13 protein-coding genes are annotated in these 19,193 nt (G+C 57.0%); 1 reads left to right on the forward strand and 12 read right to left on the reverse strand.

The features are described 5' to 3' along the window. Window positions 1–8: 8 nt before the first annotated feature. The 12 genes from tssM to tssA all read right to left on the reverse strand — a co-directional run bounded on the left by tssM (window position 9) and on the right by tssA (window position 16,295). Window positions 9–3,491, reverse strand: a complete 3,483-nt coding sequence (tssM, locus tag ACQZ5M_RS18645; protein ID WP_449080502.1) for a type VI secretion system membrane subunit TssM — start codon at window positions 3,489–3,491, stop codon at window positions 9–11. After that, entirely contained in the window at window positions 3,488–4,990 is a 1,503-nt protein-coding gene (tssL, locus tag ACQZ5M_RS18650; protein WP_449080503.1) for a type VI secretion system protein TssL, long form, read from the reverse strand. Before tssL ends, tssM begins: the two co-directional genes overlap by 4 nt. Then, a complete protein-coding gene (gene tssK / locus ACQZ5M_RS18655) occupies window positions 4,987–6,327 on the reverse strand; it encodes a type VI secretion system baseplate subunit TssK (RefSeq protein WP_296037836.1) in 1,341 nt (446 codons plus the stop codon). The genes tssL and tssK overlap by 4 nt, the downstream gene beginning before the upstream one ends. Beyond that, window positions 6,317–7,510, reverse strand: coding sequence for an FHA domain-containing protein (locus ACQZ5M_RS18660; protein WP_296037838.1), 1,194 nt, complete (start codon window positions 7,508–7,510; stop codon window positions 6,317–6,319). The genes tssK and ACQZ5M_RS18660 overlap by 11 nt, the downstream gene beginning before the upstream one ends. Next, window positions 7,507–8,526, reverse strand: a complete 1,020-nt coding sequence (tssG, locus tag ACQZ5M_RS18665) for a type VI secretion system baseplate subunit TssG (protein ID WP_296037840.1) — start codon at window positions 8,524–8,526, stop codon at window positions 7,507–7,509. The genes ACQZ5M_RS18660 and tssG overlap by 4 nt, the downstream gene beginning before the upstream one ends. Window positions 8,527–8,534: 8 nt before the next feature. Continuing rightward, a complete protein-coding gene (tssF, locus tag ACQZ5M_RS18670) occupies window positions 8,535–10,319 on the reverse strand; it encodes a type VI secretion system baseplate subunit TssF (protein ID WP_449080504.1) in 1,785 nt (594 codons plus the stop codon). Then, window positions 10,312–10,821: a type VI secretion system baseplate subunit TssE gene (gene tssE, locus ACQZ5M_RS18675; RefSeq protein WP_296098555.1), complete on the reverse strand. Its 510-nt coding sequence runs from the start codon at window positions 10,819–10,821 to the stop codon at window positions 10,312–10,314. Before tssE ends, tssF begins: the two co-directional genes overlap by 8 nt. After that, a complete protein-coding gene (locus tag ACQZ5M_RS18680) occupies window positions 10,814–11,641 on the reverse strand; it encodes a type VI secretion system accessory protein TagJ (RefSeq protein WP_296098559.1) in 828 nt (275 codons plus the stop codon). The genes tssE and ACQZ5M_RS18680 overlap by 8 nt, the downstream gene beginning before the upstream one ends. Further along, complete coding sequence (gene tssC, locus ACQZ5M_RS18685; protein ID WP_449080505.1) at window positions 11,638–13,032, reverse strand: type VI secretion system contractile sheath large subunit; 1,395 nt, start codon at window positions 13,030–13,032, stop codon at window positions 11,638–11,640. Before tssC (ACQZ5M_RS18685) ends, ACQZ5M_RS18680 begins: the two co-directional genes overlap by 4 nt. Window positions 13,033–13,087: 55 nt before the next feature. Then, complete coding sequence (tssC, locus tag ACQZ5M_RS18690) at window positions 13,088–14,569, reverse strand: type VI secretion system contractile sheath large subunit (protein WP_296014160.1); 1,482 nt, start codon at window positions 14,567–14,569, stop codon at window positions 13,088–13,090. A gap of 91 nt (window positions 14,570–14,660) precedes the next feature. Continuing rightward, a complete protein-coding gene (gene tssB / locus ACQZ5M_RS18695) occupies window positions 14,661–15,170 on the reverse strand; it encodes a type VI secretion system contractile sheath small subunit (RefSeq protein WP_296014162.1) in 510 nt (169 codons plus the stop codon). Window positions 15,171–15,233: 63 nt separating this feature from the next. After that, window positions 15,234–16,295 carry a type VI secretion system protein TssA gene (gene tssA / locus ACQZ5M_RS18700; RefSeq protein ID WP_449080548.1) on the reverse strand — a complete coding sequence of 354 codons (1,062 nt, stop codon included), beginning with the start codon at window positions 16,293–16,295 and terminating at the stop codon, window positions 15,234–15,236. 231 nt (window positions 16,296–16,526) lie between these two features. On the opposite strand from tssA, the gene tssH reads away from it, so the two are divergent. Continuing rightward, the gene (tssH, locus tag ACQZ5M_RS18705; protein WP_449080506.1) at window positions 16,527–19,190 is read left to right on the forward strand and encodes a type VI secretion system ATPase TssH; all 2,664 of its coding nucleotides are present in this window, start codon (window positions 16,527–16,529) and stop codon (window positions 19,188–19,190) included. The last annotated feature ends 3 nt before the right edge of the window (window positions 19,191–19,193 follow it).

The following is a 19,193-nucleotide window of genomic DNA, read 5'->3' on the forward strand; positions in this document are numbered from 1 at the left end:
CGTCCAGATCAGAATTGTGTCGGGCAGGAAAAGCGCGAGATAGCATCCAGTCTGAATGGGTTGAGGACCGATCCGAACTGAATGTCAAACTCTGCTGTCTGCCCCTCATTCTCGAAACGCGCCCTCATGATATCACCCGTTTGCGTTTCGATTTTTGCGTCGTCGAATAAGCGGAACGGAGACCAGTCGCCATTCTCGATTTTCGCCTGTTGCCAACCGCCTGGCTGGAAGGCGATGCGGGACAAGCTGGCGGAGTTTTCCTTCGACGGCCACTCAATCGACTTCGCCTGGATTGGGCCGTGATAATAGACCACCCGCTCTCCCTCTATTTCCAGCATCACCGCGCTTGATTGCTCACTGAGCGAGACTGGCTTCACATTGATGGACACAGCCGGAACCTCGCTGCCGTTTGGAAAGAAAGCGCGGGAAATCTTATCTGCGTTTTCGAACTGGGCTATGGCTTCGCTGGGAATGCCAGCCGAGCCGAACGTACCCTTCCAGCTCCATGGCGTTGTGGTCTTGTCTACGAATGGCTCCATGCGCTGCTTGAAGAACGTCTGGAACACGCCCTGCGGTCCAAAAAGACGTGTGAAGTCGGCCATCGCAACATCTCGCGGAGATGCGCGGTCGAACGGATATCTTCCGGAAACGATAGACGAGCATAGGGATGCGGAGTCCGCCGCCCAAAGATCAGCGATCCGGCTCCTTGCCGACTTCACGGCTAGCGATCCGACATCCGCCGACACCCCGGCGATCCATATATCGAGCGGTGCAGGCAGCTGGCGCGCCTGTTGCAACAGGTCCTGATTTGCCTTCGTCAACTGGCTATCGACATCGAAGACTTTCGCCACCTCATCGGACGTGGTGGAGGAGCGAGCCAGCTGCTCGTTCAACGTCTTGAGGTTGCCAAGCAACTGTTCGGAAGGAGAGCCAGCCGTCTTATTGTCTGGCGATTGCGCCTCGATCTGAGAGGCTGCGGATTTTTCAGCCAGCATTTCGCGCAGTTGCGCATAGGGATCCACGGCACTAACCGTCGCTGAAAGGATCATCGCAGTCGTATCGCCATCCGCCGTCGAGGCAAGCGTGGTGATGTTTTCGCCGGCATTTGGACGAAGGTCCGTCGCGTCCGCAATAGATTTTGCGGCCTCCATTACGACATTGCGGTCATTGGCAAGAATGCGCGTCGTCTCGACAGCATCTCCCAGCGTCTGCGATGGCTTGACGCGGATGTCCGACAGAACGTCGGCCCAACGCTTTTCAAAACGGTCGAAATAGATTTGCAACGCGGCCTGCGCTACTTGTTCGACGCTTATGCCACGCACGGCATCGTCCGAGCCGCGAACCCACGCTTCCGAGAGCGCCACGCGAGAGGCATAAGCGACTTGCGGGATCACGACATTGCGATAACCATTTGCCGTGAACAATCCCTCGATGCCATCCACCATGGGCGTCTTGCTGCGGCGCTCGAAAGCCTTTTCACCCAGAGGTCCAAATGCCGTGGCCGGAGTCCATTCCGGCAGCGTACGTGCTTGTGGCAGCCCTGCAAGAATATCGTATGCCCGTGCGCCAATACTCTGTCCCTCGATAGTTTCACGCGCTTTGGCTATCAGCCGCGCGTCGAGTTCGATCGGGGCGAGATTGCCAGTGGCAAGGGCTCGGGCATGGGCATTGAGAGATTCACGTGCAGCCGCTCTACCATCCCCTGGGTAAAGGGACGCGAACATGTCCTTGGCCTGGACGGTCAGGAAATCGCGATCCAAAGTGCCCAATCCGCCCAGCATGCCGTAAAGCTTTAGCGAATTGAACGTTCGCGTGACGTCCTTTTCATCCTCCAGCTGTTTTTGCAATTGTACGATCATGCGCGGCAGAAGGAGTGCATTGAGGGCGCGTTGATAGGCGTCGCGTTGCCGTCCGGCGATCTTGTCTTTCTGATCGAGACCGAAGCCGACGTTCCAGAGGCGTTCCCTGGAAAAGCCGGAGCTGGCATCACGCAAGTTGTCCAGGGCAGGCATGATGCGCAGAAAATCTGCGTCGGATACATCCCGGACGGGAATGCCCTGTACGAGCCGCTCGTAGGTATCCAGCTTTCGGTCTGCTTCAGCAAGAGCCTGCGTGTTGGAGTAATAGGTACTGATCCAGCCGGTAAAGACGACTGCGATGAAGACTGCGGCAACGCCATAGGCGATACGACGCACTAGCCGCTGCCGACCCGAAAGACGCTTGTCTCGCATCACCAGTGCGGCTTCCGGGAAAATGACGTCCTTGAAAAGCCGTGAAAGAAAATAGCTGCGCCGTGCCCGTGTGGTGGCAGTGTCCAATTCCTGTTGGGTACCGGAGGCGAAGTAGACGCCGCGTAGAAGAGGAGCTTCGATGAGGGGCGAACTGGCGCAAAGCTCGCTCAAGGCGTCGTGCAGCCGGTCCTTCAACTTGGCGAGTTCTGCCGGGAAGCGGAAGATGCGACCCCGGATCTCCGCATTCTGCTCCTGCTGGAGCCGCTCGATGAGCATGGCATCCACGCGCTGCTGAAGAAGCTCGAATTCTTCCAGGAAACGTTGGGGCAGAGACTGGGACGTATAGCTCTCATCGAGCTTGAAGGTCGCACCCCAAACCTGCTGGCGGTCGGTCTTGTTGAAGCCGTCGAAGAACTCGACGAAACCGTCCAGCAAGTCGGCCTTGGTCAGCACTAGATAGACCGGTACGCGGGCATGGAGATATTCGTCGAGCTCGGATAGACGCTGGCGAAGTGAACGCAATTCCTGCCGCTGTTCTTCCGGATCGCGCGTCATAAGATCGTGAATCGAAAGTGTGATAAGGGCTCCGTTGATTGGCTGAGAGCGACGATAGCGGCGCAGGAGATTGAGGAAACCTTCCCAGCCGGCCTTCGAAGATCCGTCTAGATCGTCCTGTGTCGTATAGCGCCCGGCTGTGTCGATGAGAATTGCTTCATCTGAGAACCACCAATTGCAATTGCGCGTTCCGCCGACACCTCTCACGGCATTTTCGCCAAGGGCATCGCCCAACGGAAATTGCAGGCCGGAGTTGGTCAGTGCTGTGGTCTTGCCTGATCCAGGTGCGCCGAAGATGACGTACCATGGCAGATCGTAGATATAGCCGAAGCGCTTTTTGGTGATGCGCCGCAGAAGCGCCAGTGCTTCTTTGAGCCGCGTCTGGATCTCGCCCACTTCCGCGTTGCGATTGGCGAGCGCTTCCTGTTCAAGGCTATCGATCAGTTCCTTGTCCTGCTTGCGGGCCCGGAACATGGCGATCGCAATATAGACGACCCAAATGGCGAGGACTGCGCCAATAGCGATAAGCCGCGCCTGCGTGGTGCCGAACGGCTTGAAATCACCGAATGCAACCAGATAGCCGTAAAACCAGATGACGACGCAAAGCGCTACGGCCCAGAGAAGCGATATGAAGCGACGCCCGACGAGTGAGGCATAGCTTTCGACATAAGCCCGGATCGTATAAAAGTAACTCAGCGGGTTCATTGCTGGGCTCCTGGCTGCTGTCCGGGCGTCGTTGTGATGGTCGGCGAGAGAATGCCGGCATCGCTCAGTTTTTCATCCGGATTGGTCAGCACCATGATTTCAGTTCGGCGGTTCATCTCACGACCCTCGGGCCTGGCGTTATCTGCAATTGGATCGCTGTCTGCGCGCCCCTCGGTGAGAATTGCCTCCGGGCCTGTAAACTGCGAGAGAATATCACCCACCGCCTTGGCGCGTGCTTCGGATAGATGCCAGTTGGACGGGAACTGAACCGTCTTGATCGGCACATTGTCTGTATAGCCGATGACGACGGCGCGGAATTTCTCCGCCGACAGCGCGCTGCCGATACGCTGGATCAGATCGCGGAACTTCGGGCTGACTTCTGCGCTGCCGGTCTCGAAGAGCCCGGAATTGTTGATGCGTACCCGCAAACGCCCATTGACTTCGGCCAGCGTCACCAGCTTCTCCTGAACTTCAGGCTCCAGAAACTCCATCAGCTTCTGGAGTCTGGAAGGCTCAGGCGGCTTCACCACAGGAGGCACTTCTGCGACCTTCGGTGGCTGCTCTTTTGTTACAGGCGGTTCGGGCGGTGGAGCGATCAGCACGCTTGGCGTTTGCGATGGCGGCAGCTTTGCAAGCCGCTCGAAGGTGGCATCGGATGCGTCGTTGAGAGACAGCGTGAAGAACAGGTAGCCAAGCGCGAAGGCAAGCGCGAGGACCGACAGCAATGTCCATAGTGCCGACATGGTTTTAAGCGGCGTATGTCGTGCTTCGACACCCTGCCAATGGGGAGAAAGTTCGCGTTCGAAGACGCCATACTGGCCGATCAGGGTTTTGTAGAGACTGTCTCGAATGCGGGCGAGCTCAAGCGCGCCTTTGGGAGAAACGCGGGTACGCCCTTCGAATGCAAGCGAAAGGCATAGATAGATCAGCAGCAGCAGGTCTTTATTGGCGCCAGGCGACTGGTGAAAATGATCGAGGATGTCGAAAACCCTGTCACCTCCCGTCACATCATTGTGGAAGGTGGAGACGAGGCCCGAGCGAGCCCAGCCCGCCCTGACGCCCCAAGGCTTGCTAAGGATCACGTCGTCCACAGTGGCACAAACCACATAATGGGCGGCTCTTGCCCGCTCCGGGCTGATGCGGGCGGAGGCAATGTCGCGCTCGTAGCGGGTAATCGCCTCAAGGCAAGCGCGCCGCAGATGATCCGGATCCGGCTGCACATCGCTGAAACGAAGCATATGGGCTAGATTGAGAAGCGGTGCGGCAGACTGGACCAGCGTGGGCACATCTTCGCCGCCGAAACGGAAATTTGTCAGGAGCGCCTCTATTGGCAGGGCGCCCATCTGGCCATGTGCTCGTTCATTCGCCTCGTTCGGCTCGATGATATCGTCCAGTAACGCCGCCATATTACGAGCGTTCTGGTTGCGCTGACGGCTTTCCTCGGTGATTTCAACCACCGTCGGCAGATCCTGCCAAGAGGAGGACTTTTGGTCACTCATTCGCGTAACGCCCACATTTCCAATTCGAGCCCGGGAAAGTCGCCTGCAAGATGCAGAGCGATTGCGCCGGAGGTCTCGAGTTGTTTCCACAAAGGTGCTTTGGTATCGATTTCGAAGTAGATGGTGCCGGAGCGGTAAGGCAGCTGGCGCGGAAGGACCGGCAGAGAGCGCACCGGAATACCCGGCAGCGCCACGTTGACCAGTTCCGAAATTCGCTCGACCGGGCCAACCTTGATCTGCGCTGGCAGCCTGCGACGAATGTCCTCCGCCGGCATGTCGGCCCGTACCGCAAGCACGAAGCCTGCGTCGCGCAGAAGTCCACGGTCGTGAATAGTTCCGACCCGCACGCCATGTCGACGCTCGACCAGATCGATTGCGACCGCAGCCTGTTCGAGAACTGCGGAGAGCGACGCGCGAAGGTCATCGAACACCGCGCCGAAGCTCGCTTTAAGATCGTCGTGGCGATAAGGGGGAAAGTCGGTCGCACGCTTCTTTTCCGTCGTGAAGGTGGCAAGCTCACCCGCAAGCTGCAGGCACTCCTCATAGAAGCGGATTGGATGGATGCGGGTGGCGTTTGCGCCAAGATGGGCCAGCAGCGGATCTGCTCGGTTGAGAATCTGCAGCAGAAAGTAATCGCCGACCTCAGCCGTGCCGCGGATCGTCGGGTCGCCGATACGCTCGGAAATTGCCTGCGCGCGATGTCGAACGATACCCAGAAGCTCCGTCATCATCTCGGTGAGGCGGGATGATCCTGCGCAATTCAGGCTGGGTGGAATGAAGTCGGGATCGAGGATGACTGCACGATCGGATCGCACTTCAATGACGCGTGCCAACCCTATCAGGTCATAGCCGGATACGTCGTCGCCGGTCTTCAGGAATTTGAGACTGAGGCGACCGACGTCGATCGGCGCGACAAAATCGGTATCCACATTGGCGTCAGTCGCCTCGTAGTTTGAGGCGACGAAACGCACGCTGTTGGTTTCCTGCCTTGAAGCCGAGGACATATCAGCCTTGCCGGGTTGGCGGGCAGGAAGCGCCAGATAAACAGTAGCGTTCTTGACAGTTTCATCCAGTTCAAGGGGAGGGGGCAGGTCCGTATCGCCAGGCGCTTCAAACGGTGTGCCATCGGGCAGGATGCCACGGACATTCGACAACGCGAATTGGCCGATTGCAAGGGCGCTACGGTCGATCCCAATTTCCGCGACACCCCAGGGATAGGCCGAAAGGTTGCGCGTTGTATTGCGCACCAATCGCTCGGTCCAGCGATCAGCCTGCTGGAAATGTTGAACGCGAAGGAACATGCCCTCGCTCCATGCAACGCGATTTTCATGCCTCATGTTGCTTGCCTACCCCCTGATACCTTGCTTTTTCACGCATTGTGTCATCCTGCTCGTAATCTCCGCCGAGCGCTGCGCGCTGGAGGAATTGCCGGATCGACAGCTGACGACCGTTTTCTTCAAATTGTTTCTTGTAAAAATCCCAATAGTCAGGCCTTGAAACGATACCGCGCCAGTCCTTGCGTTCGATCTTGGAGCGCAGGTCGTTACCGGCATCGGCCTTGGCTTCTAGCAGTCTCGGCTCAAGTCTCTGCGTGGAGACGCGCATCAGATTTTCCAGTGACGTCGAGAGAAGCCTCTGTTGGAGAATGATTGCTTCCAGCCTTGCCGCGATACTCGCCTCTTGCGAAAGATCAATTGCTTCGGTCGCGATATCGAGCGCCGCCATGCAGTCCGCGCACTCCCTTTCGAGTTGGGACAGCAAATCCTTCAGCTCGCTCTCCGGAGTTGACGATTGTGGTTCCAGGAGTTGCGTGTCGGGCAGGTCCTCCGGCCCGGCAAAGACGGTCTCGAACTCCTCTTGGGCGTCTACCGACGGTCGTGAGACCTTGACGGGGATATTGAGCGCGTCAGTATGCTCGTGGCGGCTGCTCTCAACCGGCTCTTCATTCCAATCGTCAGGAAGGACAGCGCCGATACCGTTCGACGACGGAGGTGCGTTCCAGCCGATTTCCACGTTTCGGGAGATCGACTTTCCCTTCTTGAGGTGCGCGTGGTCGTCCTCCAGCCAATCTGCGTTAGCGTCTGCGTTGCCGAGCACCCCGCGTGCCGAGCGTCCGCCAGGTGCAATATCGGAGAGTATGGCGGAGATCGTCAGCTCCTCGTTGCTGACCCTCAGCGTCTGGTCGGGATCGCCGAAATCCATGTCAGGCTCGCCGACGATGGCGACTTCGAAGGACTGGTTGCCGATCTCGATTTGCGATCCGTCGTTTAGCGCAGCGGATTGGCCTTCGAGCAGCAGTCGGCCATCGACAAGAGTGCCATTTGCGCTCTGATCGATAATGGAAAACCCCTGACCGTCGCGCTTGAGCGTGCAATGGAGCTTGGAAACGCGTCGTTCGCCATCAGCGATTTGCCAGTCACAATCGTTCGATCGTCCCAGCACGCGCTTGCCATGTTCGAAGCTCCAGCGCGAAGGCTGGATGCTGTCATCCTGTTGCCTTTGCTTCAGGACGAGTTTCATGTTGCAACTCCCAGCCGACCGAGTGCCGTACCCTCGCGCTCGGTAACAATAGCATCCGCGCTGTCTTTGCCCGCAGGGGCTATGCGCGCCCAACTGTTCCAACCAAGCCGCGCTGGGCTGGCGCTGTTGCCCAGCTGGCAAAATGGAATGTCTTCCTTCCTGAGGATCACCTGCACGTCGAATTCCAGCGCGCTACCGGTGAAAAGCCGTGTCAGTGCGAAAATTTCCGAGAGTCGGCGGGAGCCCGGCGAAAGCGCGAGATAGTCGGCATAACCGACCGGGCCGACGACGATACGGAAGCCTCCGGCAAAGTCTTCGATACTGCTACCGGCTGTCGTGTTCTGTCCCAGAAGCAGCCCGCCGGGTTGACCCAATTGGCTCTGCTCGCTGCTGGGGATGGAAACCCAACGACGGCGGAACTGCTCGATTTTGACCGGCAGACCGGTAAATTCGCAAAGCATTGAGGTCAGCGCCGTGGCATTCCTCGTGCGGTTTGAAAGCAGCCCGCTGAAGCGAAGCATGACGTCCTGTTTGACACCCGCATTTTCGACAATTCTCTTGGTGCGAAAGCCGGTTAACGCCAGGAGTGTCTTGCTAAACTGGCTGTCGCGTCGATCGTCCGACCAACGAAGCCTGCGAGCGAGACGATATTTTTCTGTTGCGTAAACAAAGAGTTCGCTGAAACGGGTGGCGAACAGGTTGAAGAAACTCGCAAGTGCCTTGGAGCGGTTGCGTTCTTCTTGCTGGATAAGTTCGTTATAGGCAGGAGGCAGTGAGCCGAGCGGTCCAACGATAGGAACGAGCGCCGAGCGCAGTTCAGCATCCTCTCCCTTCTTGCGAAAACCGCCGACGAAAGCCGTAATCGGGTTTGTTCCTCCATGGGAGCCTACGACCAGTCTTTCTTCATCCGTAATATGTTGTGCAACACGAAAGGCGGTCGCGGGATCGAAGCGACCGGGGTCAGTGCTGAGGAGTACCTCCTGCTTATGTTTCAGGCTTTCTGCTTGCGTTGGCATGGACACTCCTAAACCAGCGGGCGGTCTGCCGCGCGCGCGGGCCACAGGGCGATAGGTTCGGATTGGCCGCGTATTGTCACCGTCAAGCGGGTAAAGCTGTTGATCGAGGTATAGAGCCCGAAGAAATGATTGAGCACGCCTGCAAAAACATATGCCGCTGGCCTGTCGATCAGCGCTGGATCGAACTCGAGCGTCACGTCCGTTCCGGGCACCATGGCAGCACCAAGCCTGGCGTGTGAATTGCGGGCCTCGACATTGGATATGGCGTCGACAAGCTGACGCGTCTCAGGTGAATCCCGAAACGCGTAGAGCGAGAGAATATCTTTGAGTGCCGCTCCGCCACTATCGAACAGGGAGAGGTGGTTCAAAAGGAGATGCGAGATTAGCCGCCATTCGCGGGCGCTGCGCTCGTTCATGCGAACGGCGGGTGTCGGTGGCATCAGCGCCTGTATCGACTGCACAGCCTCGTTGCCGGCGGAAAGTTGCAGGTGGGGATGCCCGCCACCGAAGGGCAACTGGCTTGGTAACTCTCGATTGATGCACAAAGTATCGATGCTGGCGACGATATCGATTGGTCCCAGCGGCCCGCGCTTTTCGTCTACAAAAGCTATGTCGGTATCAGAGGAGCCGTCATCCTCGTCAAAGCGACGATATGTTTGCCAGAAAACATTCGAACCATTGTTTTTTTGCGTACGACCGAAGAAAGGAGAGGTCTTTTCAATCGCCCCGTCGCGGGTTGTCAGTTGGACGTTTTCGACCGAATAGATTTCACGCGTTCGTTGGCGGCGGGCATCCGGCAAAAGCCGGTACTCCGTTCTTGTGCCATCCAGGCTCAAAGGCTCACAACTCTGTTGGAAGAGATTGATGACCGGTGAAGCGTTCAGCACGAAGTCCCTGGCTGAAACCAAGCGCTCTAGTCGGGTATCCGCCGCGTTCAGATAGATATATAACTCGCAGTCGCCACCGGCCCAGCGCTCGACACCGTGTATGTCGAGGAAGAGAAACTTCTGCGGTAAAGCAAAGAACTCGGTCAGAAGCCGATAGCCGTCAAAACTGTTGGCGGGATACGGCAGCATGGCCTGGTCGCGCGCAAAGCCGGAAGGCTTTAGGTAATTTGGCGGAAGAAAGACGGCTTGCGGATCTTCCGCGTGACGCGCCAGCGCTATTCCGACGCAATGGTTCGCGAGCAACTCATGAAGCGCCGTTGCCTGTTGCCAGGCCGAGGAAATGAAAAGTTGCAGCCCCTTGAGCCCCATTTCCTGCAAAGTCGATGGGCGCGGAGATGTGGTGCGCAGCGAAAGACGCAGGCAACTGGCCGCACCCGCCGAAGCAGAGGAGAATGGTGCGTCGATAGGCTGGCCGGAAAGGACCGCGCTCGAAATGGTCAGTGGCACGATCTCTACATTCTGCGTGGTGCGAAATCGGCAGCTCTCTCCATTGATCGGTTCTGCAAGAATTTCACTGTGGCGGGCAAGCGTCTGTACCGCCGCGAGAGACGCGCTCGGTTCGAACTGGACGATGCTCATGGACGGGAGCGGTGCCAGATAATGAGGGTAAAGCGTTTCGAGCAGGCTGTCCGAGAGCTCGGGAAATTCATCGTCCAGCTTCTGTCTCACGCGAGCTGCTGAGTAGGCAAAGCTTTGGATCAATCGCTCCACATGGGGATCGTCGGCAACATCGCCCGTCATGCGCAGACGGCCCGCGATTTTGGGGAAGGCAGCGGCAAAGCGCGAGGCACGCTTTCTCAGCGCATAAAGTTCGTCATTATATTTCTCGAGAAAGCCATCAGCCATTGGCGGCCTCCACATGGAAGCGCTGTGTCGACGGGTCGATCTTGGATTCAAAGCTGATTGGCGGCATGCCCTCATGCAGGCGGAAGGTCGCCTGAATTCTCATTCTCAGTGCACGCTCACCCTCCATGCGGTTTTTGAGGATGGTGACCCGCACATCGGACAGTCTGGTTTCGAACATCGAGATACGGCGCTCTATGCTCTGAGCAAGTTTTTCCTTGGATGCATCCGTCACGAGGTTCGCAGACAAAACACCATCCATACCGTAGGAGACCAGTGCGTCATTGAGTTCCTTCAGGGAGCCCGGCGGACCGGCGGGATTTCGGCGGGTGTTCAAAAGCGCCTCGAGGTCACGACGTATCACCTCCCGCATTTCCCTGACCTGATCCGAAAGGCTGACCAGCGGATCTCTATCCACGTCCGGCGCATCGTCCAGCAGCCTGTCCAGTACCGAGCGGGACAGCGTTCTCTGCTTCGGCCGATATTGCTCCAGCGGATCAACCACGCGCGACCTTCCTTTCGTCTTTTGCAGGAGACGCGGTAATGCTCGTAATTTCGTGGAACGGCATCAGATCATCACCGACCAAAAAGCATCGCTGCCCCTGACCCGTGACCAATGGGCTGCTGTCTTCGTCCCAGCGAGTCTCCCGCCCAAGCAGTAGAACTGCGGCCTTGTCCTCGCCATGATAGATGGCGGGAACGAGTATCGATGCGACTGCGCCATCCTTGAGTGTCAGTTCGGCGTCGCGATAGGCGAGATCGCGTGGACGGGTCATCGCTCCGATCGTCAGGCTTTCAATCCGGTCGAAACCGATCCAGAGATACCTGCCGCCATTGGTCAGAACTTCAAGTGCGTGCGGAATACGATCGTCTAGATCCCTGATATCGCTCACTTTTTTGCCGTTGACGAACATCGGAACGTCGCCACGTTTTTCATCCAAATCGCTTAGGGCGTCAGCACATTCGATGATGTTGCTCTCGCTCGCCGCGATGTTCGCCTTGATTGCCAGTTGATCCAGTTCGCTCGGACCGCTTGGAAATTCCGGCACTGCACCCTTCGTAAACCATGCATCACGCGCCGCCATGGCGCGCAATTGTTGGCGAAGGAGCGAAAATCCGACGCTGTCCTGGGGCGAGAACGTCGCAGCCAGACCGCACTGAGCATCTGCCTTTTCGTAATCGCGGGCGAGGATTAGCAGGTCGATATAGAGGTGTCGGGCTTCCTTGTCTGACGGTGAGGACTTCACCTGGTCCTTGGCAAGCGAAAGCGCGGTATCGATCTGGTTTTCGTCGAGGAGGCTGGAAATGTCGGCGCGCAAGTTCATGCGGAAATCCTTTTCGGCTCGGCCGATGTCCATTGCGTGGACGCGGACGGTGTCGCCGTTTCGGCGATCAGGTGGAAACTGGTGGACACGTCATCCAGCTGGAAGTGCGGCTGGATCCGCACGGTACAGGAGAAGCTGCCCGGTTTGCCAGGAATCTCGAACACAGTGATGCCCGCGGATCGCAGGGGATAGCGTGTTCGAAGAGAGGTTTCAGCATCGTCATTGCCGAGCGTGTAGGAGGACAACCAGGCTTCGAGTTTGCGCTCGATCACGGTTGCGTCGCTCAGTTGACCGATGTCGTCGCGCATGATGACCTTGAGGTAGTGCGAAAAGCGGGAGGCGCAGAGCACATATTGCAACATGGCGGCGATACGGGCGTTCTGGCGCGCACTTTCGCTGGCGTAATGTCCCGGGGCATGCAGCGATTGATTTGCATTGAAGATCGCCATGCTTGAAAGATAAGTGGTGGAAATCGGGACGAGACCCAGGTCGGAGAATTGTTGCTCCTGGCCAGTCGTCAACTGCACCTCGACCGGTGGCTGCGCGGAGAGGCCATTGCTCTCCAGCCCAAAGTCAAGCGGTGGGAGCTGATAGGCCGAGAGCATGCCTCCGTCGATGCCGTCTTGCGTCACCCCACGTATGTCGGCGAACCAGCCGCTGTCGATAAAGTTACGCACGACGATTGTGCCGAAGGCGAAAGCCGGATTGCCCCATAGAAGGGTCGTGCCGTCTTCGGCGATATGCTCCTGAAAAGGAAAAGGATCGTTCCGGCGTCTGGAAAAGGCCCTATAGGGTGGGCGCATCAAGATCCGGGGCGCGACCAAGCCGATGAACCGGCAATCGTCGCGGGCCCTGAGCGCGTTCCACCTCAGGCGAGACTTTTCCTGCCTTAACCACGAAAAATCGTGAACCCTGCTCATCTCGGAAAAATCCTGCAACCCCACGGCTTCCGGCGAGGCTGCGGCAATGAATGGGCAGAAGGCTGCGGCCGCGACCATGCCGATCTGCGAAAGCGCCGTAACACAGTCGGCCCCATCCTTGCTGTCGGGCGAGAATGCATAATCGCCGATCATGATGCCTATCGGCTCGCCACCCGGCATGCCAAATTCGCGATTGTAGACGATCTCGAAAAGTTGACTCTGATCAAAGTCAGTTGCTTTTTCGAGGTTGCGTGATAGTTCCCGCCAGCTGGCATTCAACAGCTTAACCTTGACCTCGTCGCTGCGCGACGCTTCTCGCAAGATCATCGCAAGACCGCGCCACCTTGCTTCCATCGATTGGAAATCGGCGTGATGCAAAATGGCATTGACCTGATCGTTCAGCGCATCGTCAATAAAGGCGATGAGCTGATCGACCAGACTGCGGGCGTCCGTGAAGGACTTTGGCGCCATGAGAAACGCTCCGAGGAAAGGGCGGGACGGACGGCACGCACCCGCCTTCTAGGGTTCAGTTCTTGGATGGGATGCGAGCGACCATACGAAGCGAGGTGGTCAATTCTTCCATCTGCAACCACGGACGCATCCATGCGACTGCGTTATAGGCACCGGGCTTTCCCGGCACTTCCTGAACAGTGACCTTGGCTTCTCGCAACGGATATTTCGCCCGGCTTTCTTCGCCCGCTTGCTCATTGGCATTGACGTAATTGGAGATCCAGCGATTGAGCCAGACTTCACAGTCCGACGCTTCCATGAAGGAGCCGATCTTGTCGCGTCCCATGACCTTGAGGTAATGCGCGAAGCGGGACGTCGCCATAATATAGGGCAGACGAGCCGAAACAGCGGCATTGGCAGTTGCTTCCGGACGGTCGTACAGCTTCGGCTTATGTGCTGTCTGCGCGCCGAAGAATACCGCGTAATCCGTATTCTTGTAGTGGCAGAGTGGGAGAAAACCGAGTTTTCCGAGCTCGGCATCGCGGCGGTCGGTGATTCCCACCTCTGTTGGGCATTTTAGATCGAGATCGCCATCGTCGCTGGAGAAGACGTGCATGGGGAGATTTTCGACCTTGCCGCCATTTTCAGCGCCGCGGATAGCTGTACACCAGCCGTGCTTGGCAAAGGCGTCAGTAAGCTTGGTGCCCATCACGTAAGCCGCGTTCATCCAGCAATATTCATCGTGCTTCAGATCGCCATTCGCCGCTCCCCTGGTTTCGTCGTAATTGAATTCATCGACAGGATTGGTCTTGGGACCATAGGGCATCCGCGCGAGCACGCGTGGCAGAGCCAGCGTCACGAAGCGGGAATCATCGCTTTCGCGAAAACTGCGCCATTTTGCATACTCCACCGTGTCAAAAATCTTTTCCAGGTCCCGGGGGCGTGCGAGATCGCGATAGTCTTCGAAGCCGAACATGCGCGGGCTTGCGGCCGAAATGAAGGGTGCGAAGGCCGCTGCCGCAATCGCGGAAACGCCCTGGAGCGTCTGGACGTCATCAAAGGAATTGTCGAATTCGTAGTCACCGATGATAGCGCCGACCGGCTCTCCGCCCGGGGTTCCGAACTCATCTTCATAGATCGACTTGAAGAGACGGGACTGGTCGAACTCGACTGCCTTTTCGAGATCGCGCGAGATTTCCCGTTTGCTCGCATTCATCACGCGGATCTTGAGATTGACGCTCGTTTCGGAATTCTTGACCAGATAGTTCAATCCGCGCCATGTGCCTTCAAGCTTGGCGAATTCCGCAGACTGCATGATGGCAGCCAATTGCTCCGAAATCGTCTTGTCCAACTCCGCAATGGCACGGTTCAGGGTTACTGTCAGGTTGCGGTCGTATTTGACGGTACCCTTAAGGGCTTGGTCCGTCAGGGTGCGCAGCAGATTTTGCGCACGGTCAGGTTCAGTTTGCCTTGTGGCAGCAACCACCTTGGACAAGAGACCATGTTCTTCGGCAGTCGTGACCTGTGTATCGCCTTTCAGCAGGCTTTCGGCGCTCATGTTTCAATCCTTCCTATTGCGGCCAGTTCTGCCGCTAGAACCGTTCAAAGCCCCGGCTGTGGGGCTGTTCGAAAGTTTCGACAGGGCGCGATTACTGAGGAGCGCCGTTCTTCTCCTTCAATTCGGAAACCAGCTTGGCCAAATCGGTCTTATTCTGAAGGATGTCTTCCAGCATGCGCTCAAGATCTTCGGAGCGGTCCGCCTTGGACAGGAGATCGCGAAGTTCGTTTCTCGCATCCAGCAGTGCCTTCAGCGCCGGCACCTGCTGAACGATAGAACCTGGCTCGAAATCTTCCATGCTCTCGAACTTCAGGTTCACCTGAATGTCGCTTCCATCCTTCTCCAGCGTGTTAGGCACCGCGATGTTGAGGCCTGGCGTCATGCGGCGCATGACCTCGTCGAAATTATCCCGATCCACCTGGACAAACTTACGCTCGCCGAACGGTTTCAGCGGTTGTGTGGGGTTGCCGGAAAAGTCGCCAAGAACCCCAACAACGAAAGGCAGTTCCTTAACAACCATCGCGCCTTCGGTTTCGACCTCATACTTGATGTGGACGCGCGGTTTGCGAACCCGCTCGAGCTTTTCATGAACACTTGCCATCTAGACCTCCTTCATGCGTATCCGCATGGTTGATTGAGAAAAGCGCAGTATCTGCGCTCCGGCTTACTGGTTTGCGTTATTGTCACCACTGGGTTTGATCCCAGCTGCGGTGAGAACAGCATTGCGGGCCTGGACCTCGGGGAGAAGCTCTGCAAGCAGTTCTGAGAAATCCATGCGCCCCCTGCGAACCAATGTTTCGATTGCCAACGAAATAGGTGAGTGCGGTTCAGTTCGACGGAAATAACGCGCAACCAAAAGAAGAGTTTCAAACGCCTCGTCTCGGGATTGAATACCCTCTGGGTTGAGAGAAGTGGATTGGCGTGTTGTGGCTGGTGTGGACGTATGATCGTCGACCGGGGCAGGGGAGGCATCGCGGATGTGAGGCTGATCTAAGTCGCGGCCACCGAGAGAGCGAATTGCGGTTGAGGCTTCGATCAGCACGTTACGTATATTCGAGCTCGGAGGTGCGTATTGACCGCAACGCTCGGTCAAAAGCGCCATCACCCGGTCGAAGGCCAAAAGACAAGCATTCACCTCCGCCAGATGAGAGGACATGGCGGCACTTCCGGCTTCCGTCGCTGCGCGATAAAGGTCTTCCTTAAGTGCCGTCTCATTCGGGCGCTGCGCTAACTGAAAGTCCCAGAGGCTGTTTTCGCCAAACTTTTTCCCGGGAATGAGAGATGTGAGGCGGAGAGGTTGGACAAGCGATCCTTCGCTGCCGACGCCGTTCAACCCAGCGAATGGCGCGAATTTGTCCTCTTCGCTCTCGTCGTCAATCGAATAAATCTTTTCCCAATGGTTGAGAAAAATCTCCTCGCACATTTCGTAAACCTGATGAAGGCCAGCGAAACCCTCAAGCCTCAACTTTGCTTCCGCCAGCCACGCTAGAATTTCAACGTCACGACTTTCGGAATATATAATATGCAATCCAAGATTGTTGACGTTCTCCCAGTTACTCGAAACTTTCAGAACTTCCTGCGGCGAAGCCGTCCGCTCTTCTGTCCGTGCTTGGTTTCGTTCGTCCTTAATCTTGTAATATATTTCACGAGTTCTAGCATTGTCGCGAATGTTTTCTCCGCAATCTCCTGAAAATTCTACAATAGCTTTATCGGTTTTCGCGTCCAAATGCAGTTTTTCCTCTAGTAAATGTAATAGTTTTGTGACGACTTCTTCCGTAACGTAAGGATATACAACTGTCAGACTTAAGACAGACTTCCTGAAAATGTGTCTAAATTGCGGCATGTGCCTTTTCGGTTACTAAATAAAAAAATCAACTTGTGGCTAGACAACTCAGGTTCATCATCTTAATTGTACTACGCAACGTTGTGAATTGATTAAGGCCGGGAGGCTCTTCGCATGTCGCATATCGATCTCAATCGCCTCATCGGAGCGCTTGAGCCTGGGCTGCGGGTCGCCTTGGAGGCCGCCGCATCCATTGCGGTACGGATGGGCCATCGTTACGTTGACCTTCCACACTGGCTGAAGTCGGTTGTAGAATCTGAGAATTTTGTTGCTGACCTGAACGAGTTGGGCATTCCGCTGCAGCGTTTGCGTTCGGAGATCGACAGGAGCTTGGAAGACGCGATTGTTGGCAATGGCGAGGATTTATCCCTGTCGCAAAACGTGCTTTCTGCGGGCCGCGAGGCTTGGCTGCTTGCATCTCTCGAGGCAGGCCGTGAGCATGTTGTGCTTGCTGATCTTCTTCTCTCGCTCGACGAAGAGGAATCTCTTCGATCTCTCGTTCGATCCACTTTTCCCTCGTTGAAAAGCATGGACCGAAACGCTCTTCAGCGACTGCGGAGCGCCGGAAGTGGCAGTGAGGCAGGCGGGGAAGAACTGCCCAACGACGGGACGGTTCGATCGGCAGAGCCTAACGATTTCTTACGTCTTTACACCCAGGATATGACGGTAGACGCACGAGCCGGTCGCATTGATCCGGTTATAGGCCGGGATGACGAACTCCGGCAGATTGTCGATATTCTTACCCGACGCAGGCAGAACAATCCTATTCTTGTCGGCGAGGCGGGTGTTGGAAAGACGGCTGTGGCGGAGGCGCTGGCACTCGAAATAGTTTCGGGAAATGTGCCGGAGAAACTCAAGAACGTTCGGCTACTGACGCTCGATCTGTCCCTACTTCAGGCTGGTGCCGGTGTTAAAGGCGAATTCGAGCGTCGTCTGCATGGCGTTATCGACGCGGTTAAAAGGTCGGTAGAGCCGATCATTCTGTTCATCGATGAGGCCCATGGCTTGATTGGCGCTGGCGGCGCCGCCGGACAAGGAGATGCCGCCAATATTCTCAAGCCCGCTCTTGCGCGCGGCGAAGTGAGAACGATCGCGGCGACCACATGGAGCGAATACAAGAAATACTTCGAGAAGGACGCCGCTTTGACCCGGCGCTTCCAGCCCGTCCATGTTCGTGAGCCGGACGAAGCGACAGCCATCCGGATGCTGAGAGGTGTGGCCGATACATTCGTCAAGCATCATAACGTGATCATTCGCGATGACGCGATTGTCGCGGCCGTGCAGCTTTCGGCCCGCTATCTGCCGGCACGGCAGCTTCCCGACAAGGCGGTCAGCCTGCTGGATACGGCGGCCGCCGCTGTTTCGCTTGCCCGGCAAACATTACCGCAGAAGCTTGATACGTTGACGAGCGAACAGCGCCTTCTGGCCACGGAACTTGAATGGTTGAAGCGTGAACCGTCCAGTGACGAGGTGGCTGCGCGTCAGGCGGCGATAGAGGGCGAAATCTCGTCTCTGGGAACAGAGATACACGATTTGCAGGCGCGCTATGATCTGGAGATGCGCGAATTGCTGGCGTCCGAAGAGGCCGTCGATCAACCGATCCAGTCAAATGTCGCGCCCCTGCGGATCGCCTCTTCAAAGCTTGATGCCGAAAAGCTTATTCCCACCGTGGTGGACAGGGAGGTTATCGCCTCCGTCGTATCACGCTGGACCGGCATTCCGCTTGGTAAACTGCTCGCGGACCAGATTGAGAGCGCTCGGACACTCGACGAGCGGATGAAGCAACGGGTTATTGGTCAGGACGCTGCAATCAAACGGATATCCGATGCCATGCGCGCTGCTCGCGCAGGCCTTTCCGACCCACGTCGCCCGCCTGCGGTTTTCTTTTTGGTGGGCATGTCCGGTACGGGCAAGACCGAGACGGCGCTATCGCTGGCCGACCTTCTCTATGGCGGCAGCAACCATCTCACCACCATCAACATGTCGGAGTTCAAGGAGGAGCACAAAGTCTCGCTGCTGCTCGGCTCTCCTCCCGGTTATGTAGGGTATGGCGAGGGAGGTGTGCTGACGGAGGCCGTTAGGCGGCGCCCCTTCGGCGTGCTTCTGCTCGACGAAATCGACAAGGCGCATCCGGGCGTCCAGGATATATTCTATCAGGTGTTCGACAAGGGTGTGCTGCGCGATGGTGAAGGTCGCGACATCGACTTCAAGAACACCACGATCGTTCTTACCGCCAACACGGGCTCGGATCTGCTCTCAGCACTGGCGGCTGACCCTGACACAATGCCGGAAGGCGAGGCGCTTGAAGCCCTGTTGATGCCGGAACTGACGAAGCAGTTCAAACCGGCCTTCCTTGGCCGAACGATCATTCTCCCATTCATGCCGCTTGGCACAGAACAGCTCTCCAGGATCGTCGATATTCAGATCGAAAAAATCGGCGATCGCGTGAAGGCTACCTACGGAGCGGAGCTTTCGCTTTCCGATGAGGCGCGGGCAGCACTGGTCAATAAGGCGGGCTCCAGCGACATCGGGGCACGCGCAATCGAAATCATGATGGGCAAGGATCTTCTCCCACCTCTTTCAAGCTTCTTCCTTGAGAGTGTTGTCGCCGGCGAAACCGTTGACAAGGTCACTGTCGATTTTGATGGCACGCGGTTCGGCGTTCGCGCCGAAACGGCTGGGGAAAAAGGCGATTTCGCTCCGGCAGATACCGGGGTGGATGAAGTTGTCGCATCCAAAGGGGCAACCCGGCGTGTGCGGCGTCAGGTCGAAAGGTAACGG

The organism is Rhizobium sp. 22-785-1, assembly GCF_053521965.1.